Annotated in this window: 18 protein-coding genes and 1 pseudogene; 8 read left to right on the forward strand and 11 right to left on the reverse strand. The window is 32.0% G+C overall.

Going from position 1 to position 24,051, the window contains the following annotated elements:
- A pseudogene (locus ACIQ0M_RS01220) lies at positions 1-106 on the forward strand (IS982 family transposase); the annotation flags it as partial.
- A gap of 218 nt (positions 107-324) precedes the next feature.
- Positions 325-1,575, forward strand: coding sequence for a methionine adenosyltransferase (gene metK / locus ACIQ0M_RS01225; RefSeq protein WP_396148896.1), 1,251 nt, complete (start codon positions 325-327; stop codon positions 1,573-1,575).
- Between the two features lie 59 nt (positions 1,576-1,634).
- Here the strand turns inward: metK and ACIQ0M_RS01230 are convergent, their stop codons facing one another.
- Entirely contained in the window at positions 1,635-4,361 is a 2,727-nt protein-coding gene (locus tag ACIQ0M_RS01230) for a carboxypeptidase-like regulatory domain-containing protein (RefSeq protein ID WP_396148898.1), read from the reverse strand.
- A gap of 33 nt (positions 4,362-4,394) precedes the next feature.
- Entirely contained in the window at positions 4,395-5,303 is a 909-nt protein-coding gene (locus ACIQ0M_RS01235) for a GLPGLI family protein (protein WP_396148900.1), read from the reverse strand.
- A 124-nt stretch (positions 5,304-5,427) separates the two neighbouring features.
- On the opposite strand from ACIQ0M_RS01235, the gene ACIQ0M_RS01240 reads away from it, so the two are divergent.
- The gene (locus ACIQ0M_RS01240) at positions 5,428-6,222 is read left to right on the forward strand and encodes a hypothetical protein (RefSeq protein WP_396148902.1); all 795 of its coding nucleotides are present in this window, start codon (positions 5,428-5,430) and stop codon (positions 6,220-6,222) included.
- Positions 6,222-6,836 carry a deoxynucleoside kinase gene (locus ACIQ0M_RS01245; RefSeq protein WP_248432786.1) on the forward strand — a complete coding sequence of 205 codons (615 nt, stop codon included), beginning with the start codon at positions 6,222-6,224 and terminating at the stop codon, positions 6,834-6,836. The genes ACIQ0M_RS01240 and ACIQ0M_RS01245 overlap by 1 nt, the downstream gene beginning before the upstream one ends.
- Before the next feature lies 1 nt (position 6,837).
- On the opposite strand, the gene ACIQ0M_RS01250 is transcribed toward ACIQ0M_RS01245, so the two are convergent.
- The 6 genes from ACIQ0M_RS01250 to ACIQ0M_RS01275 all read right to left on the reverse strand — a co-directional run bounded on the left by ACIQ0M_RS01250 (position 6,838) and on the right by ACIQ0M_RS01275 (position 13,757).
- Positions 6,838-8,127, reverse strand: a complete 1,290-nt coding sequence (locus ACIQ0M_RS01250; protein ID WP_396148904.1) for an HlyD family secretion protein — start codon at positions 8,125-8,127, stop codon at positions 6,838-6,840.
- A 1-nt stretch (position 8,128) separates the two neighbouring features.
- Positions 8,129-10,354 (reverse strand): peptidase domain-containing ABC transporter, encoded by a 2,226-nt coding sequence (locus ACIQ0M_RS01255; RefSeq protein WP_396148906.1) that lies wholly within the window; start codon positions 10,352-10,354, stop codon positions 8,129-8,131.
- Positions 10,347-11,489 (reverse strand): grasp-with-spasm system SPASM domain peptide maturase, encoded by a 1,143-nt coding sequence (gene gwsS / locus ACIQ0M_RS01260; RefSeq protein ID WP_396148908.1) that lies wholly within the window; start codon positions 11,487-11,489, stop codon positions 10,347-10,349. The genes ACIQ0M_RS01255 and gwsS overlap by 8 nt, the downstream gene beginning before the upstream one ends.
- 98 nt (positions 11,490-11,587) lie before the next feature.
- Positions 11,588-12,520 (reverse strand): grasp-with-spasm system ATP-grasp peptide maturase, encoded by a 933-nt coding sequence (gwsG, locus tag ACIQ0M_RS01265; protein ID WP_396148910.1) that lies wholly within the window; start codon positions 12,518-12,520, stop codon positions 11,588-11,590.
- A gap of 65 nt (positions 12,521-12,585) precedes the next feature.
- On the reverse strand, positions 12,586-12,822 hold the full coding sequence (locus tag ACIQ0M_RS01270; protein WP_396148911.1) for a hypothetical protein: 237 nt from the start codon (positions 12,820-12,822) through the stop codon (positions 12,586-12,588).
- Between the two features lie 26 nt (positions 12,823-12,848).
- A complete protein-coding gene (locus ACIQ0M_RS01275; protein WP_396148913.1) occupies positions 12,849-13,757 on the reverse strand; it encodes a hypothetical protein in 909 nt (302 codons plus the stop codon).
- Positions 13,758-13,891: 134 nt separating this feature from the next.
- On the opposite strand from ACIQ0M_RS01275, the gene ACIQ0M_RS01280 reads away from it, so the two are divergent.
- Positions 13,892-14,242 (forward strand): helix-turn-helix domain-containing protein, encoded by a 351-nt coding sequence (locus ACIQ0M_RS01280; protein ID WP_396148915.1) that lies wholly within the window; start codon positions 13,892-13,894, stop codon positions 14,240-14,242.
- A gap of 272 nt (positions 14,243-14,514) precedes the next feature.
- Here the strand turns inward: ACIQ0M_RS01280 and ACIQ0M_RS01285 are convergent, their stop codons facing one another.
- Positions 14,515-16,932: a sodium-translocating pyrophosphatase gene (locus tag ACIQ0M_RS01285; protein ID WP_396148917.1), complete on the reverse strand. Its 2,418-nt coding sequence runs from the start codon at positions 16,930-16,932 to the stop codon at positions 14,515-14,517.
- 111 nt (positions 16,933-17,043) lie between these two features.
- A complete protein-coding gene (locus ACIQ0M_RS01290; RefSeq protein ID WP_396148919.1) occupies positions 17,044-17,574 on the reverse strand; it encodes an inorganic diphosphatase in 531 nt (176 codons plus the stop codon).
- Between the two features lie 211 nt (positions 17,575-17,785).
- Here ACIQ0M_RS01290 and ACIQ0M_RS01295 point away from each other — a divergent pair, with 211 nt between their 5' ends.
- Genes ACIQ0M_RS01295 through ACIQ0M_RS01305 form a run of 3 tightly spaced genes read left to right on the forward strand, consistent with a single transcriptional unit; the run spans position 17,786 to position 21,414 of the window.
- On the forward strand, positions 17,786-19,402 hold the full coding sequence (locus tag ACIQ0M_RS01295) for a T9SS type A sorting domain-containing protein (protein WP_396148921.1): 1,617 nt from the start codon (positions 17,786-17,788) through the stop codon (positions 19,400-19,402).
- Between the two features lie 40 nt (positions 19,403-19,442).
- The gene (locus ACIQ0M_RS01300) at positions 19,443-20,420 is read left to right on the forward strand and encodes a T9SS type A sorting domain-containing protein (protein WP_396148923.1); all 978 of its coding nucleotides are present in this window, start codon (positions 19,443-19,445) and stop codon (positions 20,418-20,420) included.
- Between the two features lie 19 nt (positions 20,421-20,439).
- On the forward strand, positions 20,440-21,414 hold the full coding sequence (locus ACIQ0M_RS01305) for a T9SS type A sorting domain-containing protein (protein WP_396148925.1): 975 nt from the start codon (positions 20,440-20,442) through the stop codon (positions 21,412-21,414).
- A 129-nt stretch (positions 21,415-21,543) separates the two neighbouring features.
- Here the strand turns inward: ACIQ0M_RS01305 and ACIQ0M_RS01310 are convergent, their stop codons facing one another.
- Entirely contained in the window at positions 21,544-24,048 is a 2,505-nt protein-coding gene (locus ACIQ0M_RS01310) for a DUF5686 family protein (RefSeq protein WP_396148927.1), read from the reverse strand.
- Positions 24,049-24,051 lie beyond the last annotated feature (3 nt).

Raw genomic sequence — 24,051 nt, forward strand, 5'->3', positions numbered from 1 at the left:
TAAAACAAGAATATTAGCAAAAATAACATCTCTAACTTTAGTTCAATTTATCAATAAATTTATCTTTGACAGACCAATTAATAACATTAAAAATCAAATCATTTAATTACACCCAACGGGTTTTTAAAAATATAAATTTTTATTTTAACAAAAACCTCCATACATTTGCAATCTGATAATTTGGAGGAAAAATTTGTACTGATTGCAACCTCGTAAAAAAATGCTAAAGCAGAAATCTTCTTTAGTTTTTACCTTGCAATTTAATTTTTCCGCTATAACCTAGTACTAATTTTGAAGAAATTCAGTTAAAATTAAATTTTATTTATGGCTTATTTATTTACGTCAGAGTCTGTAAGCGAAGGACATCCAGACAAAGTAGCAGATCAAATCAGTGATGCTTTAATCGACAATTTTTTAGCGTTTGACCCTGAATCAAAAGTGGCTTGTGAAACGTTAGTCACAACCGGACAAGTAATTCTTGCCGGTGAGGTAAAATCTAATACTTATTTAGATGTTCAAACTATTGCGAGAGAAGTAATTAAAAAAATTGGTTACACCAAAAGTGAATATATGTTTGAAGCCAATTCATGTGGAGTTTTATCAGCTATTCACGAACAATCTGCAGATATTAATCAGGGTGTAGACAGAGCTAGTAAAGAAGAACAAGGTGCTGGTGACCAAGGGATGATGTTTGGCTATGCCACAAATGAAACTGCAGAATACATGCCTTTAGCGTTGAAATTATCGCATCAATTATTACAAGAATTAGCTGATTTAAGAAGAGAAAATAACGAAATCACCTATTTGCGTCCGGATGCAAAATCACAAGTTACTTTAGAATATTCTGATGACAACAAACCGGTTCGTATTGATGCCATAGTAGTTTCTACACAACACGATGACTTTGCAGATGAACCAACCATGTTAGCTAAAATCAAAAAAGACATCATTAGTATATTAATTCCAAGGGTTATTTCAAAAAATCCTCAATATGCTCATTTGTTTAATGAAAACATCAAATATCACATCAATCCAACAGGGAAATTCGTGATTGGAGGACCTCATGGTGATACCGGCTTAACAGGAAGAAAAATTATTGTAGATACCTATGGCGGAAAAGGAGCTCATGGAGGCGGTGCTTTTTCAGGAAAAGACCCTTCTAAAGTAGATAGAAGTGCGGCTTATGCTACACGTCACATTGCTAAAAATTTAGTTGCTGCAGGTGTTGCAGATGAAATTTTAGTGCAAGTTTCGTATGCAATTGGTGTTGCAGAACCAACTTCTATTAATGTAAACACTTATGGCACTTCTAAAGTTAATATGACAGACGGAGAAATTAGTAAAATTGTAGAAAGCATTTTTGATATGCGTCCGTATTTTATTGAGCAACGTTTGAAATTGAGAAATCCTATTTACAGCGAAACAGCAGCCTATGGACACATGGGTAGAACTCCTGAAACTGTGACCAAAACATTTAATGCTCCGGGAGGTTTATCAAAAACTGTTGAAGTGGAACTGTTTACTTGGGAAAAACTAGATTTTATCGAACCTGTTCAAAAGGCATTTGGATTATAATCAACTAACTCAACCATAAAAAAACCCTGATTCTCATTTTGAAATCAGGGTTTTTATTTTTATAAATTATACCTAAGTGTAAAAATTAAATAACGAGGTTGCACAACATATTGCGATGTAGAATAAAATGTCTGATTGAAACTATCATCATTTAATGATTTCGTATCTAACAAATTGGTAACGCCTACTCTATACTCCATTTTTGCATCTTTTTTACGATAGCTTAAACTTGCATTTAAAAAATCGTATTCATTGTTGATTGTACCATTTGAATTTGAATAATTGTAATAATCGTATTCTGCATTAAATGAAAATCCATCCAAAAAGAAATAATCCAAGCGAGCAAATGGTTGTTGAGTTTTAAAAGTGGCACTTTCATAATCATTCAGAGTTATACTGTAACCCACTTCAATATTAGGCCATTGTTTGAACTGAGTTCCTAACGAAGCTCTGTAAATCTGGCTAAACGATTCGGTTGTCTGTAATCTCTCCACTTGAATAGTATTTACTTCAAAAACTCTAAGGGTATTAAATTTTGACCAGTTCAAGTTGGCTCCCACATTCGCTTTATAATATTTTAAAAACGTACGCTGATAACCGACTGTACCGTTTATGCTTTCATTTTCCACATCTAGGTTTACTCTTTCATTCAATTGATAAATTCCATTAAAAAACGCTCTATTCACTATCGGATCAGTAGTTTTGGAATAAACTAAATTACCAAAAATGGTTGTATAATTAAAGAGATTATACTTAAAATAACGCAAGGAATGAGTTTGTTGCAATGCATTTTCTAACAAACGATTACCTCTGTTAAACGAGTTAAAATTACTAAATGTTAATCCTTGCACAAAAGAATTTATATCGCTAAAAACATTACTCATTCGGTAATTATAGGTCAACGATTCCGATTTTTTTATTTGATATTGAGCAAATACATCCGGTAAAATTCTTGAAAAATCGTCTCTCACTCTAGAATTTAACTGATCATTGAATGTGTTATACAAGTGAAAACTTACCCCCGGATTGAAGGTAAATTTACCGGTAATAAATTTATAGTGAACACCTAAATAGGCATCATTAAAACTATAACGAACATCATTATTATAATCATCTGCTTCTAGAACAAAATTTGTTCCGTTATCCAAAGCTTGAAAAATTCCGGAATTATAGCTTTGGTAAGAATTGGTATTCCCTAATGTGATGTTAATATTACTTTTTGAGGTTAGCGAATAATAATAATCAATTTTGGCATCCAACTTATTTGTCTTCACAAAACGAGTTTGATTGATATTAAAACTACTTTGATTGATATCAAAAAGTCCCAATTCTTCAAAAGGTTCGTTTAATAAATTTGGATTATAAAGCGGATCTTCATCTTGATAAAGATGTTGCATTTCTAATGCCCATGTATTTTTTTCATCTTGAGTCCAAAACATGTTCACGCTTTGATTTAATGTAAGTGGATCCTGCTTTTTAAAAGAATTAATACTATTAAAATTCTGACTTCCGTCGAAAGAGGTTTCATTGGTTTCTACCAAATTAGCTTCTTCCTGGTTGGATCTTTTTAAGGAAACATCATAATCGAATTGAAAATTTGTATTGGGTTTAAATTTTGAACCCAATTTTATGATGGATAAATTGTTGGTAACATTCGATACATCACTTCTGTTTTCTTGTGTAGCAACTTGTGTCGAGTTTGGAAGAAAATATTCATAACGCGATTGTGTATTGGTTTGCGTTTTATCTGATGTAAAAACCGCAAAACTACTCATGTTCCATGTTTTCGAAATTTGCTGAGTAACATTTGCTGCTCCAAATTTTGTGTCAATTTCAGCGGCACGATTATTTCGTTGTGTTGAAATTCCTAAATCGTTGGAAGATACATTAAAGTTTGTCCCACTGCGACTAATAGTATTTCTCGATCCTCCGGTTAACCTAAAATAATCTCGAAGAGAAAAAGGCACATCACCGATGTTATTAAAATTTGAAAGTACATTTATACTTGTATTCGGACTATAGTAAAACAATTTGGGATTGATGATGTAACGTTCATCGGGTCCAACACCGGCAGAAATATCGCCAAACCAAAATTTATTCTTTCCTTTTTTGAGTTTAATATTGATGGCGATATCATCGTTGTTATTTTCTAATCCACGAAGCTGACTTACTTCGGTGTAATTTCGCAACACTTGTACCTTGTCTACCGCATCAGATGGAATATTTTTCGCACCTAATTTCGTATCGCCTTCAAAAAACTTTTTCCCATCAACCAAAAGTTGAGATACTTTTTTTCCTTCCACTTCAATTTCACCATCGGCATTTACATCAACACCTGGAAGTCGTTTCAAAACATCTTCTAATTTCCGTTCGGTTCCGGTTTTAAAAGAATCGGCATTGTAAATTATTGTATCGCCACTAATAGAAACCGGCATTTCCTGAACAATTTCAACGCCCTCCAAGTCAAAACCACCTTCTTTTAAAATTAGTATTTTCTGAATATCATCTTCTTTGGTTTCAACCGAAACATCTAGTGGCTGATAACCGATGTAACTCACTTTGATTTTGTAGGTTGAATTTGGTTTTAAACTTAATTGGAATTTTCCCTTATCATTTGTAATGGCATAGGAATCCATCGCTTTTGTTAGTTGGTTTACCGCCATTACATTAGCCATTTCTAATGGTTTTTGCAAAGAATCCTGAACAAAACCCTCTAAACGAACTGACTGTGAAAAGGAAAAAAACGAAACCAATAAGCAAAGAGCTAAAAAATATTTTTTTGTCATGTTAAAATGTGCCTAAATGTTAAAATCCCTCGCTTATCCTCCAATTCGGAATTGCGTTCCGCCTCTGCCACCTTGACCTTGATTCATTTCTCTCATCTCGGCCATTTTTTCCATCACAATTTTATCATATTCTGCCTGAGTTACTTCCTTCCCATTCTTCGGAGCTTTTATTTCTTTTTTATCTTTTGTATTCAAGACAACTTTTGAACACAAAATCACTGTCTTTCCATCTGTCACTTCTAAAATTAAACCCGGTAATCCCCAATAATTTTCAGGCCCTTGATTAATTGGAATATCCGGGGTATACCAAGCTGTAATTTGTACTTCGGAAGGCATTTCCCAACCATCCATGAAATTTGTAGTTTTGGTTTCTTCTTTCTTTACCTCCTTTACAACTTCTTTATCATCCTTTTTTTCTTCCTCTTTTTTTCTTCTGAAATTTCTAAAATCAGATTGACTAACCGGCCTAACTGCCGTGGCTTTAAAACATAAATAATTACCAATTTGTTTCGTTTCACCTTCTAGTTTCCAATTTAATTTTGGGAGCGTGTCTTTCACTAAAAACTCTTTGCCAAAAAACTCCTTATCAACTGTAAATACTTTTTCTTTCACATTTTTATAATGCGTTCCACCGCCACCCATAATATTACTCATCATACGCATTCCGCCTCCTTGCCCCGGAGCATCTAATTTTTCTTCCTCTTTATAAATAGATGCGTTTCTATCGAAATTTAAAATAAACGTTTTTTCAAACATTTTTTTCATACGCTCTTCAAACATTTTCTGCATTTCAGGAGTAATTTCTCTATTTCCGGCAAAAGTTGCTTTAGCATCGGCAGTGCTGGTTTTTGATTCATACACAGCCATTCCCTGAAAATCTTGTGCAAAAGCACTAATAATAGCTGCAAAAAATGTAAGTAAAGTAATTACAATAGTTTTCATCGTAAAACGTTTTATGTTGACAGAACAAATATGACGAGTTATTTGGGTTTTTGTTACCAAGATTTTGTTAAAAATTAAGGTATTCTTACAAAATAATTATCATTATAATTGTATTTTAGCCAAGATGAAAAAAACAATTATTTCTTTTTGGATGTTGTTTGTTGCGACAGCATTTTCGCAAGAAAAGAAAATTACACCGATTTTACTTTCCACACAGCAACTCGTGGCCGATGAATTCATAACAATGGACTCATTTGGTTATTTATATTATGTCAAAGGAAATGTTTTTTATAAACAAAAAGAAAATGAATTATTTCAATACAAAAATCTTTCATTAGGGAAAATTAAACGAGTTGACTTACAAAATCCGCTGAAAATTGTGCTTTTTTATGAAGGCTTTAATTCGGTTGTTACGTTAGATAATCAATTAAATGAAACGGCATCAATCAACTTTTCCAAAATTCAAAACAACCCCATTGTGACTTCTGCAGTAGGTTTGGCATCTCAAAACAGGCTTTGGATTTTTAATTCATTACAAATGCAATTGGGATTGTATGATTTTAACAAGCAGGTTTTTCAACCCTTATCGCAGCCTTTTCAGAAACCGATTGAGTTTTATCAAACCGATTACAATCAATTTTATTGGATCGATTCAAACGGACTTGTTTCTTATTGCGATGTGTTTGGTAAAATTTCTACGTTAGGTAAAATTCCTGAATTTGATTCGGCACAAATTATTTCTAATCAATTAATCGTTTATCAAAGTGGAAATCAATTGTATTACCATTATTTTAAAGATAATAATAGTTCATTAATTAATTTAGGTGAAAAAATCGTAGAAAAATTTCGGGTTAAAGACCAATTTTTGTTTATTTTTACCAACAACGAAATTAGTACGTATCAAATTAGTTTACCATAATGCACATAGCAGTAGCAGGCAACATTGGAGCCGGAAAAACCACTTTAACTCGATTATTAGCCAAACATTTTAAATGGGAACCACATTTTGAAGATGTGGTGGACAATCCGTATTTGGACGATTTCTATCATCAGATGGAACGATGGTCTTTTAATTTACAGATTTACTTTTTAAACAGTCGATTCAGACAGGTTTTGCAAATTAGAGAAAGTGGGAAAAAAATCATTCAAGATCGAACAATCTACGAAGATTCGCATATTTTTGCTCCTAACTTGCATGCCATGGGTTTGATGACGAATCGTGATTTTAATAATTACAAATCGTTGTTTGAATTAATGGAAAGTATGGTTCAAGCACCGGATTTACTCATTTATTTGAGAAGTTCTATTCCTAATTTAGTAAGTCAAATTCACAAGAGAGGTCGTGAATATGAAAACACCATTTCAATTGATTATTTGAGTCGTCTGAATGAACGTTATGAGGCCTGGATTCAAAGTTATGATAAAGGAAAATTGCTAATTATTGATGTGGACAACATCAACTTTGTAGATAATCCAGAAGATTTAGGGATGATTATTAACCGAATTGATGCTGAAATAAACGGATTGTTTTAATTTACCTCCTAAAAACATCCCTAAATTGATATAACAGCCTTTCAATTAATCTTAAATCTTCTGTGACTATGTCTGCCGTTCCTGACATCTCTTGTTGGAAGTTGATTTGTTTTTGATATGAAGTTTGCAAACCATCCGGTAAAGAAATATCAAGGAGTAAATTACCGTCTTTATCAGGAATTAGTGAAATTGATTTTACTTTTCCTATTATAATTCCAAATTCTCTGTCGGGATAATTGGCTAATCTGATTTGAACTTCCTGCCCAATTTTTAATTTTCCTGAATTTTGAGCAAGTGCTTTTACTTTACCTACGAAATTTTTTTCGCTTACAGGAATAATTGAAAATACATTATCACCCACATTTATAAATTGATTTTCTGACCAAACTTGCAAATAAGTTACTTCACCAGCAATTGTGGAACGTAACACATACGCTTGTTCCCAATCTGAAATTGACTTTTTAAGTTGATTAAAGGCTTGAATCGTATTCCGATAAAGGTTAATATCGTCTTTTGATTTATTTACTTGCGTGTTTTGACTGGTTTTGTTCAAATCATTGATAGATGATCGTGTTTGAGAAATTTGAGAAGACAAATTTCTTATATTTTTCTCCTGTTGTAAATAATCAATATTCTTAGTTTCCCATTCTTGTGCTGAAATTACACCTTTTTGATGTAGCAATTTAAAACGTTCTAATTCTTTCTTTTTAAGGTTTAATTCGGTTTGACCAATTTCCTTTTGTTCTAGTAACAATTGCAAACGCTCTTTGAGTTGATAGGACTCAAACTGTTGAGCGTTTCCGTCTATAGAATAAGGCTTTAGGTCTTTATATTGTTTGTAATTTAAATACTCCTTTTCAAATAAAGCAAAAGCAGTTTCGATATTTCCTAATTGTAAAGGAGGAAGATTTTCAAAGGGAAACGAAAGACCGTGAGCATTTATTTTTACCGAATCAATATGAGCTTTCAATAAAAAAACATCTTTATAATTAGCCGTATTTTCAATAACAGCAAGCGGTGTGTTTCTTTCTATCTTTTGACGGTCAGCAATTAGAATTTTTTCTAGTCTTCCTGAACTATTTGCCACTAACTTTTCCGGTGGAAGTGTTGTAGTAACGATAATTTCTGTTTGTATAATATCCGGATATTTAACCATCCATGATACTAAAAACAATGAAATAAGGAGTGCAAAAATCACAAGATTTCCCCATCGAATCATCCAATGTGGAATTCGCGTTAATATATCTTGCACTTCCTCGCTTCTTAATTCTATTTCTTTATAGTCAGGCATGTTAATTTCCTAATTGAAGTTGATTTTTAACTAATTCGTAATAATTTCCTTTAAGAGAAATCAACTCCTTATGTGTTCCGGTTTCAATGATTTTTCCTTTATCTAAAACTACAATTTGGTCTGCATTCATGACCGTACTTAAGCGGTGAGCAATAATTACAACCGTTTTGTTTTTGAAAAATGAATCTAATTTTTCAATGATTTCCTTTTCATTATTGGCATCCAAAGCACTTGTAGCTTCATCAAAAAATAACATTTCCGGATTTTTATAAACGGCTCTGGCTATTAGCAATCGTTGTTTTTGACCTGTACTCATTCCAATTCCTTCTGCACCAATTTTTGTGTTATATCCTAACGGTAAACTATCAATAAACGACTTTATATTGGCTACATCACTCGCATATTGCAATCTTTTTTTATCAATAACGTCAACTCCAATAGCTATATTTCCAGCGATTGTATCGTTAAAAATATATCCTTCTTGCATTACGGTTCCAATGTGGCTACGCCAAGTTTTTTGAGAAATTAACCTCACCCCCAGCCCCTCTCCAAAGGAGAGGGGAGCGGAATTGCGAAGAATTATTTCACCTGAAATAGGTTCATAAAACTTCAAAAGTAGTTTCATGAGGGTTGTTTTACCACTGCCACTTACACCAACAATGGCTGTGACTTTGTTAGCAGGAATGGTTAGATTAAGATTTTCCAATACTTGAGTATCTGAACCGGTATAGCGAAAGGTAACATCCTTTAAAACAATGTCTGCATTTTCAGGAATTTCAGTTACTTGCTTTTCGGTATTTGCCGTTTCATCTTCTTTATCATGTATCTCAGACAATCGAGCAAGTGATATTTTGGCATCTTGCATTTCACGGATAAAATTGATTAGCTGCACTATGGGTCCGTTTAGATTTCCGACAATGGCTGTAATGGCCATCATCATCCCTAACGTAATTTGACCGTCTATCACCAATTTGGCAGATAGAAAGATGATCATGATATTTTTAAGTTCATTGATAAAATTGGAACCAATATTTTGCGTTTGTTCCAACACTAAACTCTTCATCGAAACTTTGAATAATCTTGCCTGAACATATTCCCAGCCCCACCGTTTTTGTTTTTCGGCATTGTGAAGTTTGATTTCTTGCATACCGTTGATGAGTTCTATTACTTTGCTTTGCTCTTGACTTACTTCTGCAAAACGTTTATAATCTAATGTTTCTCTTCTTTTTAAAAACAAAATAATCCACAAAAAATAGAAAAAACTTCCGATGAAAAAAACAGCAAATATCTTTAAATTATAGTAGGCTAAAACGCCACCCATGATAATCATATTTACAACCGAAAATAAAACGTTGAGTGATGAATTGGTTAGAATTCGTTCTATTCGGTTGTGATCGTTGATGCGTTGCATAATATCTCCGGTCATTCGCACATCAAAAAAAGAAATCGGTAAGTTCATTAATTTGATAAAAAAATCTGAGATTAATGAAATATTGATGCGTGTAGAAAGATGTAACAAAATCCAACTTCTAATAAATTCTAAAGCCGTTTTACCAAAAAATAAAACTAATTGAGCGATTAAAATCAAATAAATAAAATGTATATTTTGGTTTTGAATTCCAACATCTACCACACTTTGCGTAAGAAACGGAAAAATAAGTTGCAACAAACTACCCGCGAATAATCCAATAGCCAATTGAATCAGAAAAGATTTGTATTTAAAAACATATTGGAATAAAAATTGAAATCCAAAGGATTTATTTTCTTCCTTTTCAAACGTTTCTTGGTAAAACGTTGGGGTGGTTTCCAGCAGTAATGCAATACCTTCTTCTGTGGTACTATCGGCATTATTACCAATCCAAAATTTTAAAAAATCTTCTTGGCTATATTCAATTAATCCGTGGGCGGGGTCGGAAATAAAATAGTTAGTTTTTTTTATTTTGTAAAGTACTACATAATGATTGTTATTCCAATGAAGTATGCAAGGTAATGGAGCTTCTTCAAGTTTTTCTAAGGATACTTTTACACCTAACGTTCTAAAACCTATGTGTTCTGCTGCTTCACTTAATGAAAATAAATTGCTTCCTTCTCTGGTAGTTTCAGAAAGTTGGCGAAGTGTTTGGATATTAAGTGTTTTGCCGTAATGCTTGGCGATTATTTTTAGGCAAGTAGGTCCGCAGTCTTTGGAGTCGGGTTGTTTGAAAAAAGGAAATGATTTTTTAAGCATCTTTTTTCACTAAATCTTGCATGCCATAAAACTCAATTGCTTTTTGTTTTAATGGATTGGTACTCCATTCTGCCCACTCGTTAGTATATGGATTATAGCCACACTTGAGGGGTTTTGACAAATCAATTTCTCCTTCAAAATGTGTTCGCTCTGTATAAGCACGACAATCGGTGCAAATGTGACGAAACTCACAATCTTTGCATACTTGGATCATGTCTTTATTTACATTCCAGTATTTTTTAAAGTCCGGATGGTTTAAAGCTTCTTCTAACGTGGTGTCTTTAATATTTCCAAAACTTTGTGGCATGGATGGACAGTTTTTAATGTTGCCGTCTTTGTCGATGGAGATTTTTTTGTGGAGGCAGGAGTTGTGGTTTATTGACTCTAAAACTTTGTTTTTGTTAACATTAAAATAAAATTGATTAACAACCCCACAATATGAAAAATCTTTAACCTGTACAATTAAATAATTAATCAAAAGTCCAAAATGATTATGATTTTCATAATTTTTATCTGATGAATGAAAATAAACATTCGACAAAAACTTAAAATTATTTCCATTTTTAAAAAAGTCATCTAGTTCTTTAGAATATTTTAAAACTAATTCTACAGAATGTGTTCCATTGAAATTGAATTTAGCGATTAAATCTAATAACAATTCTTTTCTAATATTTTCATAGAAAAGAATTTGAATACTTTTAAATCTTAGCTTTTCGATTTGTGAACAAATAGAATTTATATGTTTAATTGTCGTTTTGCCAATTTCCAAAATACAATTGGTAATTTTAAAAGGTTGATTCAGATTGTTATCTAATTTTAAAAATTTGTCGAATTCAATTGAATCAGAAAGAAACCCTATTTTATTTAGTGTTATAAATTGAACATATTCATCCAAAATAATCCTATTTTCGCTACCATATTCTTTATAAACATCACTCAATGGTACTTTCTTGTTAAACAATTCAATTATTTCTCCTAGTGTACTTGGTACAACAAAAAATGTATCTTTGTGTAAATCTAGTATCAAGCTTCTTTCAACACCATTAACTACATTAAAATGCGAGTAAATCTTTATAAAATATTTTTGATATTCCATATTAAAATCTTGTAATTGCTTTGTAAAAATTCTTATCATACTTTACAAAATCTTTTTTAATTTTAAGGATTTCAATTTTGGTGTATGATAGTGGCAACTTATTCTTGTTATCTATAACTATTTTAATCAACTCTTTTTTATTCATACAAAAATTCAGCAATTTTTTTTTCAATGTTATAATTACAAGGATATGAAACCATCCCGAACTGTCCAACTGGGTTAACCTCTAAAAAAACATACTCGTTCTCTGGAGTTACAATCATATCAATTGAACCTGAATTCAATTGAATTTTTTTCATTAAAACCTTTAATTTATCCTGTATATAGGATGGTAAGTCATAAGGAACTTCAATATTAGGTAAGTTAAAATCATTATTTCTGTAATCAATTTTGGATTTACTATTTTTCTCAGTGAAAATCGCCATAGAATAAAATTCATTTTCAAGAAAAAATATTCTTAACTCATATTTTTTTGGAACATAATTTTGAACCAAAGAAGGAAAAAAAAAATCGGGATAGGTACTTTTATTATCTAAAACTGTTGTGTAGTTGAATAGGCTATATTTTTGAAATTTTTGAATACAATTACCACTTATAGTTTTAGTAATGAATAGACTCTTTGATTGTTTTAAAAATCTGTGTAGTTGTTTTGAGTTTGAGACTAAATAATCATTTGGAGTTGCAATTCCTAAACTCCTTGCTATATCATTTACTATCAATTTATTAACATCAAAATTTTGAAATGAATTGAGGCACTTTTTTTTCATTAATTTATAATGTATATATTCGTTCAGTTTCACGACTTCATCTTTAATTAAAATATCAAATGAGGTATGATCTGTAAATTCAAAATTTTTAAATGTTAAGTTTCCTCTTCTATACCATACAGAATTGATATCATTGATACTGACATTGTTTGAATTTATTCTAAAAATAATATCAGTTAAAGAGAACTCTATGTATAGTTCTTCTTCTTCATCAATTCTAAAATATTCTTTATTTAAAAAATTTAACCAATCTTGTACAATGTTTGTAGAAATATCATCTCTGCTTGAAATAATTAATACCATTTACATAGGAAATTTAAAAGGTCGTTTTTAAAAACGACCTTTGTTAATTGCTTTGGAATTAAAAATTAACAATCCGAAGATATGTCAGTTACTGCAGAGCACCAAGCTATTCCAATAGGCTGTGAAGTCCCTGGGGTTGCGTAATCCTGATGCATAGTAGCTCTGTCTTCACAATTTGTCCTCTTATTACAAGTTACCTCAGTCCATGTTCGTCTCCATCCTCCTTGAACAAATTTCATTTCGTCAATTTTCATAACATTTGTTTGATTTTCAAACTCTTTTAAAGATTTTAAATTCTTCATAATAATAAATTTAAGTTAATAATAATTTAAAGCTTTTTTACTTTCCAATTGTAATAATTTATATGAGGTAATCCTATCGATCTTCTAATTGAATCTATTTTAATAGGATTAATCAAGTCACAGTTAAAAGTTCCAGAACAAGAGGTAGAACCATAATATTGATTACCATTTGATTCCATCATAACTCTATCGTAAACCAAAGCATAGTGATGTGGTTCAAAATTACCTTTAACTACATTTTCATATAACATAGGTAAATACTGTTTTTTTGACTCTGTTGACTGATGTAACAACAAAGTAGGCCAATAAAAAAAGCCCCCTGGCAAATCAAATGCGTTTAAAGACCCAACATTTTTTTTTTGTGGAAAGCCATGTTCTTCTAATATTTTTGCTATCCTTATTGTATTGTACTCATCTATTTTATTAATCTCATGATCTGAATGCTCTCTATTTCTAACTTCTTGATCGCTATTATAAATATTCAAAATCTCCTCTCTTAATTTAGCATTCAACTTATCACTATACTTTTTTTTGAGTTTAATTATTTGTCTGTCATTGAGATTAGATAATTGAATAATTTTGTTATAAATTTCAACTTTATCTGGATGTAACGAATATATTCCTCCATAATTAACAAACCCTAGTTTAACTTTAGCTCTAAAATTTTTGGTTTTGTTTGTTAAAGCTGCTGTAGAAAGATAAGTTCCATACTCTGAATAGTTATCCATCACCAAAGGCTCATACTTTTTAAACAAACTATCTAAAATTTGATAACTTTGCTCATAATCACCAACCAAGTACAAGCTATCAGCTTCATACACCTTCAAATAATAAGGTATGTAATTCGCATCTTTATCTCCTATTCTTGTATAATTACTTTTACAAGAAACAAATCCAATAGAAACCAACACCATCAAAAAAACTATTCTACCCATTTTATATATTTTAATTCTCCCAAATATACTGTTTCTATTTCGTGTAGCTAAATACCTAAATAAAAAAATCAAAACAAAAAAAACACATTGCGATTTTTTTTGCGTATTTTCGCAATACAATATTTTTTAATTCCATGGAAAAGATAAAACTCAAAGAAACTCGTGAAAACAAAGGTCTTTCTCAAAAGCAAATTGCAGAAAAATTATTCATGGATGTTTCAAATTATAATAGAAGAGAAAAAGGACAAGCAAAAATTTCAGCTAACGAGTGGGAAAAATTAGCTTCAATATTAGAGGTTCCTGTTGAAGATATATTTGAAAGTCAAGAAAGTATGATTTTTATTTGTAAAGATAATGCAACTGGAAATTATCAAGGTAACAATCATATTTATACAATTCCGGAATTCTTGTTAGATAGTCAGAGAAAATATATTCAAAAACTCGAAGAAGAAATTCAATATTTAAAAGAGAAAATAAATAAGTAATTAAAAGATCTTTTGAAGCATTTATTTAAAAAAGAAAATTTTGCTTCAAAACATGTAGCATTTTATTAAAAATGAAAATTTTGCTACTTAAGTTGACGCATTTTTTTAAAAAATGATTTTTTGCTACAAAGAATTGAAGAGCTATTTTTAAACTAAAAATTAATTTGAGATTTTGGTTTAAAACTACTTAAAAGGGTGGCGACAATTTTGTTTAAAACTAAAAAATCCCGCTTCCATAACAGAAGCGGGATTTTTTGTAGATAAAATTATCGTTATTGCTTTTTAAATTCTTCAATTTTTGCAGTAACTTCCTCATCCGTTCCTTCAAAAGTTTGAGAAGAAGTTTTTGTTTCACCATCAACAGTAGTGCTAATTGTAACATTTGCAGTTACAACACCATCCGTGGATTTTGTTTTATTAATTGAAATTTCTTTATTTTCAGATTTCACGACTGCATCAACAACTTCAATAGCTTCCGCTTCTTCCGCAACGATAACCGCATCGTGACCACCCAAAATTGGAGCAATTACCAATCCGATTAAACAGGTTAATTTGATTAAGATGTTCATTGAAGGACCTGATGTATCTTTAAACGGATCTCCAACAGTATCTCCTGTTACGGCTGCTTTGTGAGCATCGGAACCTTTATATGTCATCTCACCATTAATCATTACACCAGCTTCAAATGATTTTTTCGCATTATCCCAAGCACCACCGGCATTGTTTTGGAACACAGCCCAAAGAACACCCGAAACGGTAACTCCAGCCATATAACCACCCAACATTTCAGCGATTAATTTGTTGTCATATCCAATCAACATTGGTAAAACTGCAATTAAAATTGGGAAACCAATGGTTAAAATCCCCGGTAACATCATTTCGCGTAAAGCGGCTTTTGTAGAAATTTCAACACATTTTCCGTATTCCGGTTTTCCTGCTCCTTCCATGATTCCTGGAATTTCTTTGAACTGACGACGAACTTCATACACCATGTCCATCGCAGCTTTTCCAACTGAATTCATTGCCAAAGCAGAGAAAACAACCGGAATCATTCCACCCACAAACAACATGGCTAAAACCGGAGCTTTAAAAATGTTGATTCCGTCAATTCCTGTAAAAGTAACATAAGCAGCAAATAAAGCTAATGAAGTTAAGGCCGCAGAAGCAATAGCAAAACCTTTTCCGGTTGCAGCCGTTGTATTTCCAACAGAATCTAAAATATCGGTACGTGTACGAACTTCTTTTGGTAATTCACTCATTTCGGCAATACCACCGGCATTATCAGAAATTGGTCCGAATGCATCAATTGCTAATTGCATTGCAGTTGTAGCCATCATTGCCGAAGCAGCTAAAGCCACACCATAAAAACCAGCTAATGCATAAGAAGCCCAAATTGCACCGGCAAAAATTAACACCGTTGGGAAAGTAGAAATCATACCCGTTGCTAAACCAGCAATTACGTTAGTTCCCGCACCGGTAGATGATTTTTGCACAATAGCTAAAACCGGTTTTGTACCTAATCCTGTGTAATATTCAGTAACAGATGAAATAACACCTCCAACAAATAATCCAACAATGGTAGCATAGAATACTCGCATTGAAGAAATTTCTTTTACTCCTTCACCAAAAAACTGCATGTTCATGGTTTCAGGCAACATATATTTTACTAAAACAAAACAAGAAATCGCAGTTAGAACAATAGAAACCCAGTTTCCAATATTTAAAGCCCCTTGTACTTCTTTTTCTTTTGCGTTGTTATCTTTAATTTTTACTAACATTGTTCCGATGATAGAGAATAAAATTCCAAAACCGGCAATTGCCATTGGTAATAAAATAGGACCGATTCCGTCGAAAGACGGTTCACCATTATATGCTTCAACTATATTTCCACCCATATCTTTAATAACATAGTTACCAAGAACCATAGCAGCTAAAACAGTTGCAACATACGAACCGAATAAATCGGCACCCATTCCGGCAACGTCACCTACGTTATCACCAACGTTATCGGCAATTGTTGCAGGATTACGAGGATCATCTTCAGGGATTCCGGCTTCTACTTTACCAACTAAATCGGCACCCACATCGGCAGCTTTAGTATAAATACCACCACCAACACGAGCAAATAATGCAATTGATTCAGCACCTAGAGAGAATCCTGCTAATGTTTCAAGAACAATCGTCATATCTTCTGTTGAAGTCCAAGTTCCATTCATAAAGAAATGGAATAATATGATAAAGAAACCTGTTAAACCTAAAACGGCTAAACCGGCAACACCTAATCCCATTACTGTTCCACCACCAAAAGAAACTTTTAAAGCTTGTGGTAAACTCGTACGAGCGGCTTGAGTAGTTCTAACATTTGTTTTGGTAGCAATTTTCATACCCATATTTCCGGCTAAAGCAGAGAAAACTGCTCCGAAAATAAACGCTACTACTATTAATATATGTGTGGTTGGAACGATAAACGATATTCCTGCTAAGGCAATACTTGCTCCAATAACAAAGAAAGTTAATAATCGATATTCCGCTTTAAGAAAGGCCAAAGCACCTTCGTAAATGTAATCTGAAATCTCTTTCATTTTACCATCACCGGCATCTTGCTTTAAAACCCATGCTCTTTTGGCCCACATAAATGCTAAACCAATTAATGCCATGATTAATGGCACATAAATCATAATTGAATCCATAAAAATGTATTTTATAATTTTTTTAACGATTGCAAAAGTAACAAAATAGGAATAAAAAAAAGCAACAATTCCAATTAGAATGTTGCTTTTTTTACTAAAACAGTAAATTCTTTAACGAATACTAAACAAACCGGCAGTTTTGTTTTCCAAATTTGCAAAGCGATCGACACATTTTTCAATGATTTCCTTGGCTTCGAGAACATCTCCCCAACCTTCTACGTCCACTTTTTTCTGTTCTAAATCTTTATAGACTTGGAAAAAATGTTCAATCTCTTTCAATAAATGTGGATTTACATCGGATAAATCGTTTAATTTATTCCAAATAGGGTCGGAAACCGGCACACAAATCACTTTTTCATCCGGCCCTTTTTCGTCTGCCATGTGGAAAACTCCAATTGGTTTTACTTCCATCACACATCCAGGAAAAGTTGGTTCGGTTACTAAAACCAAAACATCCAAAGGATCTCCGTCTAATGCAAGTGTTTCCGGAATGAATCCATAATCGGCTGGATACATCATCGAAGAGAAAATCATTCTATCGTAACGTATTTTTTTTAATTCAAAATCGTATTCATATTTGTTTCGACTTCCTTTTGGTATTTCGATTAATACATCAAAAGTCTTTTGTTTGGCTGCACTCATAAATTATAATAAATAAAAATTTCAAGGATACAAAGGTAGGTTGTAAAACCCAAAAGTTTACTCATTGATGAATTTTTAGCAAAAAATGAAAATACACTCATTTTTTTTGAAAGGCTTGAACTAATATCCTAAAATAATTTAGAATTGAAAAAAAATAATTTCAAATATTTTTTAACTATCTTTGGTAAGATAAACCTTAAATCATAGTTTTATGAAAAAAGTAGTTCTTTTCACATTTTTTATTTTTGTAAATCAAATTGCAATTTATTCACAAACAATGGGTATAAATTTAATACCTGGACCAATAAATGGACAACTCATTCAGAGGCCTAATCCTAAAGTAATTCACAATCTTTCATGTACTGTTGATGGGATAGGTATCACAACAAGTGGAACCACAAGTGCTTTTTATTCTACGCCATTACTTCCTGAGTATAATAGCTGTGTTTTTGATGGATTATTCTTTGGTTTTGGAAATTGGACAAGTAGCTCTAGTACTGGTATAATAACCTATACTTTCAGTCAACCAATAACTAGTGTAACAATTGGATATACAGCTGTAGACGATAATGATACTGGGCAAATATCAATTAATAATTTAAGTGGTGTTGAATTATCCAATCCATGTGGTGTAGACATAATAGGAACTGACGTAATTTCATGTAATTATCCTAACGGAACATATGGTAATGTAACTTTAACCGTTTCTTCAACAAATCCATTTACGACAATAACGTTAACCAACATTGGTGGCCCTTCTGGTTCTGGTTGGGTAACCGCAAATCCGTGCAACTTTATTATAAATTTTCCTCCGCCTCCAACAAATTGCCCAAAAATATATTTAGATATGCTTTGCTATCATGCAACTCAAAATCAGACCACAACATTTTCTATATTTGATGAAATTGGCAATATCATGAATGGTGATTGTGCTGGTATACCTTGTTTGGTTGATGGCGTTCCTTGTAGTGCTTCAAATGTAATAATAACCCCTTTAGAACCGCTTCCATTTGGCTGTACCATTAATTCAAATGGTACTGTCACAATACCAGCCGGAACACAACCTTTTTATCATGAATTTTATTATCGACTAAGTTCAACTTTGTTTCCATCAAATGGTTCTCAAATTTTTAGAGCCAGTTTTGGAATATCTCCCAAAGTAATACCAGCTAATCCCATCATTTTTCTTGATGCAGATTCTCTACCAAGTGAAGTGTATGATAATGGAAGTGCCTCAATTTTATTTGGTGATGTATCAAGTCAAATAAATACCTCAATTACCGGAGTATGTGGGTATATTCCTGCTTTAATAGATCAGTCCTTTGTTTCAAACACTGTCAGCGTAATTGAAACCACAACACCGATTAACCCATATTACAGAATTAATACATCCAATGGTTTAATTTTATTCAGAGCTCCCTACAGCGAGAGCAATCCTCCGCCAGCACCAACATTACCCGAAAGAAATTATTTTCTTACCTATCAAATGTGTATTAACAATACCGGAGCCGTATCTTTTTGTGAAACAGGAGTAGTAACCATTAATCATTATTATAATGCTAACAGACCGGCTAACTCTTTAACAAAAAAAGATATCAAAATTTTTCCGAACCCTTCTACAGAGGGAATATTTACTTTATCTTTGAATAATGAAAATACAAAAGTCAAACTTGAAGTTTATAATAGGTTTGGACAAAATATTTACAATGAAGAAGTTTTAGATTTTAACAATCATTTACTTAATTTAAAGAATTTTTCTAAAGGAATTTATCTTTTAAAAATCAAGCAAGGAGATGAGGTTGTAAACAAAAATATTGTGATAAAGTAACTATCACTCTTATATTTTTAAACTAATTATTTAGGATAAAATGAAAAAAATCTATACTATATTTCTTTTTATACCTTTTATTTCCTTGGGGCAAATTATCAATATCCCAGATCCTAATTTTAAGGCTTTGTTATTAGAAGCAGATACTGATAACAATATTGCTGGATTGGTGAAAATTGATGTAAACAACAATGGTGAAATTGAACAAAGTGAAGCATTATTAGTTTATGACCTTCTTTTACCTCCGGGAAACATAACAGATCTTACAGGTATAGAATATTTCACTAATTTATTAGATATTAAATGCTCTAGTAACTTAATCACCACATTAGATTTATCTAATTCAACTCAATTAATTACCATAGGTGTTGATAATAATGTATTGACAAGTTTAAATTTAACGGGGTTAACAAATCTTTTTTTTATTAATTGTGGAGGTAATCAACTCACTGATTTAGATTTCTCAACTCTAACTGGATTGGAAGTAGTGATTTGTGGTCAAAATCTTTTTACCGAATTAGATTTTAGTAATAATCCCATTTTTAGTCAACTTCGTGTAGCCGAAAGTCCAAATTTAACAACAATAAAAATAAATAATAATCATCCGCAAATCTTTACGCAAACTGCTTGGAATGGTTGTTGGGATGAAAATCCTAATTTGGCAAACATTTGCGTTGATGAAAATGAGGTTGCTCCTTTGCAAAATTTTCTAGCTAATTGTACTATTACACAACCGATAAATATTTATACCGATTGTGCCTTGAGCAATGAAGATTTTATAGCAACAACTTTTAAATTAGCTCCAAACCCAACAGAAGGAAATGTTTTTTTTGATAATAGTGTAAAACAATATAATACCGTCAGTGTTTATAATTATCTGGGACAAGAAATTTTGATTAAAAATCTTAAGCCAATTTTTAATGAAAAGTTTGATTTATCTGGTTTTGAAAAAGGTGTTTATATTGTCAAGTTTACAAATGAAAGGGAAAGTGTTAGTGTAAAAGTGGTTAAAGAGTAAAAAAGAAGAAATTAACGAAATGAAAAAAATCTATACTATATTTCTTTTTATACATTTTATTTCCTTAGGGCAAATTATAAATATTCCTGACCCAACCTTCAAAAATTTGTTATTATCTAGTCCTACTAATACAATATCAGGAGGCATACTAATTGATGTGAACAATAATGGGGAAATTGAACAAAGTGAAGCTTTATTGGTATATTATTTAGTATTACCACCAGGAAACATAACAGATCTAACTGGAATAGAATATTTCACTAATCTAGAAGAATTAAGTTGTGCAAATAATCTGTTAACCTCAGCTGATTTAAGTGATTTAAGTCAACTTTCATTGTTACATATTGGTGGTAATCAATTAACAAGCTTGAATTTAAATGGCTTGACTAATTTGTATTTTTTGCTTTGTAGCGGCAATCAACTCACCCAACTTGATTTTTCAACTTTAACTGCATTAGAGGTTACAATTTGTACTCAAAATTTATTTACTGAATTAGATTTTAGTAATAATCCTTTGTTTGATCAACTAGCTTGTGCAGAAAATCCAAATTTAACAACTATAAAAATAAATAATAATTATCCTCAAATTTTTACGCAAACTCCTTTCAATAGTTGCTGGAATGAAAACCCAAATCTGTCTAACATTTGCGTTGATGAAAATGAGGTTACTGCTTTGCAAAATTTTCTGGCTAATTGCAACATTACACAACCGATAAATATTTATACTGATTGCACTTTAAGCAATGAAGATTTTGTAGCAACAACTTTTAAATTAGCTCCAAATCCCACAAGTGAAACTGTTTTTTTTGATAATAGTGTAAAGCAATTTAATACAGTCAGTATATTTAATTATCTGGGACAAGAAATTTTGAGTAAAAATCTTGAGCCAATTTTTAATGAAAAGCTAAATTTATCAAGTTTTGAAAAAGGTGTTTATATTGTGAAGTTAACAAATGAAAGAGAAAGTGTTAGTGTAAAAGTGATTAAAGAGTAAAAAAATGAGGCAAAATCTAATTTAGTTTTGTCTCATTTTTTATTTTAATGTTTCTAGATTCTTCAATTTCACAATTCAGAATCGAATTGATAACAAATTATCAAGTTTATTTAACTTTTACCTCTACTATTAGAAATAAAACCCAAACGAACCTTTGATCGTGAAATTATTTGCATCGGGTAAATTTCTGTAATTTCCTCTCCAAGAGCAATCAATTCGGAAGACTTTAAATATATTTCCGATACCGGCACTGTATTCCCAATACGGTTTATCCGGTGACAAATAGTTCAATCCCGAAGCATTTAAAGCTCGGTTTGCATCAGACACTGTTCCAACTACAGCTTTTACACCTACAATTTCTCGCAAATTTAAATCTCTTAATCCAGGAATTCTCGATAATATTCGACCTAAAAAGTGATGTTCCAATTGCAAAGTTGCATATTCATCCGTTACAAACTCATAGAAATTTAAGTTATTGAAAGTGTTTTCAATTAAAAAATACGATTGATTTCCCGGAACAACGCTCATCAAACCGAGCGGAACTTCACCAAACGTTTTTCCTGCTTCTGTAATGACATTTAATCGTCCGAAACCACCCACTAAAATGGGCTGCTTAATGTATAATTGTAGCTTTTGATAATCGAAATCACTGTCAAAAACACCTTTTAAACCTTGGCTATAATTGACAAAAATTCTTGTGAATGGGCTATCTACAATACTTCTTTCAACACCATATCCAACGGTCTTTCTTCGGGGTGTATAATCTACTGATAAGTTAATCTCAGATTGAGCTACTTCACTTTTTATTCCTGTTGGTGAATCGGGTGAAAAATAAGCTAAACTAAATTTATCCCATGCAGGTTTCAAAGTTCGGTAGGAAAAACCGGTTTCAAAAGTTAGGTTTTTAATGGGTTCAATATTTAAAGAAACCATACTTAAATTGATGCTTGTCAAGTTGTCATTGGCTCCGGCCATAAATAATCCGTTGGAAGCAAAACTTCTCCCGAGTACGTTGTTTGTGGTGGTCAAACTAGCTCCAATTTGTTCAATATCACGCCTACTCCCACCTTCGAGAATAAGTCGATTTCGCTTGTTCAGTAAAACCTTTCCGGAAACACCATATTTAAATTGGTTATCTTCAAATCCGTAAGCGGTGTAAAATTGCAAACGCCATGGATCATTTTGACCGAAATAGGTTCTCCCGCCTGCACGTAATCGAAAACCTTCCACTTCATTGTAACCAAAAGTTGAAAAAATCGGACCAATGTCAAAATTACCTTTTTGAATGTACCCGCTTCCTAAAATGGCTACCAAATCATACATTTGCTTGAATTTTTTCACGGTTTTGAGTGTGTCAAGCATTTTGTAAACCCCCAATTCGTCTTTACTCAAATTCTCAAATCGGTTTTCATGCCAATATTCATCAGAGCGACTGTAGACTTCATTATCAATAAAATTGACTTCTTCTTTATAGAATTCTTTGGGCTTTTCTTCGTTAAATTTATGGTTTTTGAACAACGTTGTTCGTTTACCATAAACACCCTGTGATTCTTCTTTTTTGTTAAAAGCAAAATCAGACATCATGTGGTCTCTTTTCAGTAAAAAAACTGAATCATTGACCACCTCAAATTCTTGTTCAATGTAAATTTCTTTGACCCAGTTGATGTTCGCACTTTTGGTCACGGCCATATTGATGTTTTTGATAGCAAACGTCGTATCATTCACCCAAAAATCGCCTTTAAATGTGAGTTCACCTTTTCTACGAGGATAATAAACTATGTTATAACACCATTTATTATCGATATACATACTATCGGTTAAAGCATAATTGTAGACATGAATCCCTGTTCTAGAAAGTGGACTCACAAAGTCTTTATCAAAAAACTTCAGATAATTATTGTAAATATCATAATCGGCATATAAATCTTTTACAAAGGCAATAATTTGTTGATTATTGCTAAAACCTGAATTTTTATTGGCTTTAAGAATTTCCTTTTCACGATTGGAAACATTATCTCCATAAACTTCTGAAAGCGATTCATTTATAAATATCGGTAAGTAGGTTTTTCCGGTAATCGCAGAGGTATCCATTTGTTCAAAAACGAATTCCATCCCTCTAAAAACCCTACTTTTCATGGTAGCACTATCGATGGTATTGAGATCAAACTCTACTTTTTCGTATTTATCATATTGGTATTGGTTGAATTGTCTTAAACCATTTTTCCGTTTTCTTTCCCAAATTTTGCGAAGAATATCAATAGCCGGATTATTTTTTTTGGACAACTTTCCGGAGACCAAGACGACTTCACGGAGGGTTTCCCCTTCCGTTAAAGTTACTTTCATATTATAGGTTACTGCTTTTTCAAGTTTTACATCTTGAGCGGTGTAACCAATAAATGATACGACTAAAATCCCATAACTTTTTTGAGATTCTAAATAAAATCGCCCGTTTTCATTTGTAATTACTCCCTCGGTGGAATTTTTGAAATAAACATTGGCAAATGGAATAGGGTCATTGTTTTCATCCACAACAATGCCACTTACTTTGGTTTGAGCAATTATTGAGGCCGAAAAAAGTAAAAACAAAAAAAGTAGGCTTTTAATTTTCATTGCAATTTGTAAAAAAAACTTCATCAA

Origin of the sequence: Flavobacterium sp. (genome assembly GCF_044339515.1) — a bacterium.
Taxonomy (GTDB): domain Bacteria; phylum Bacteroidota; class Bacteroidia; order Flavobacteriales; family Flavobacteriaceae; genus Flavobacterium.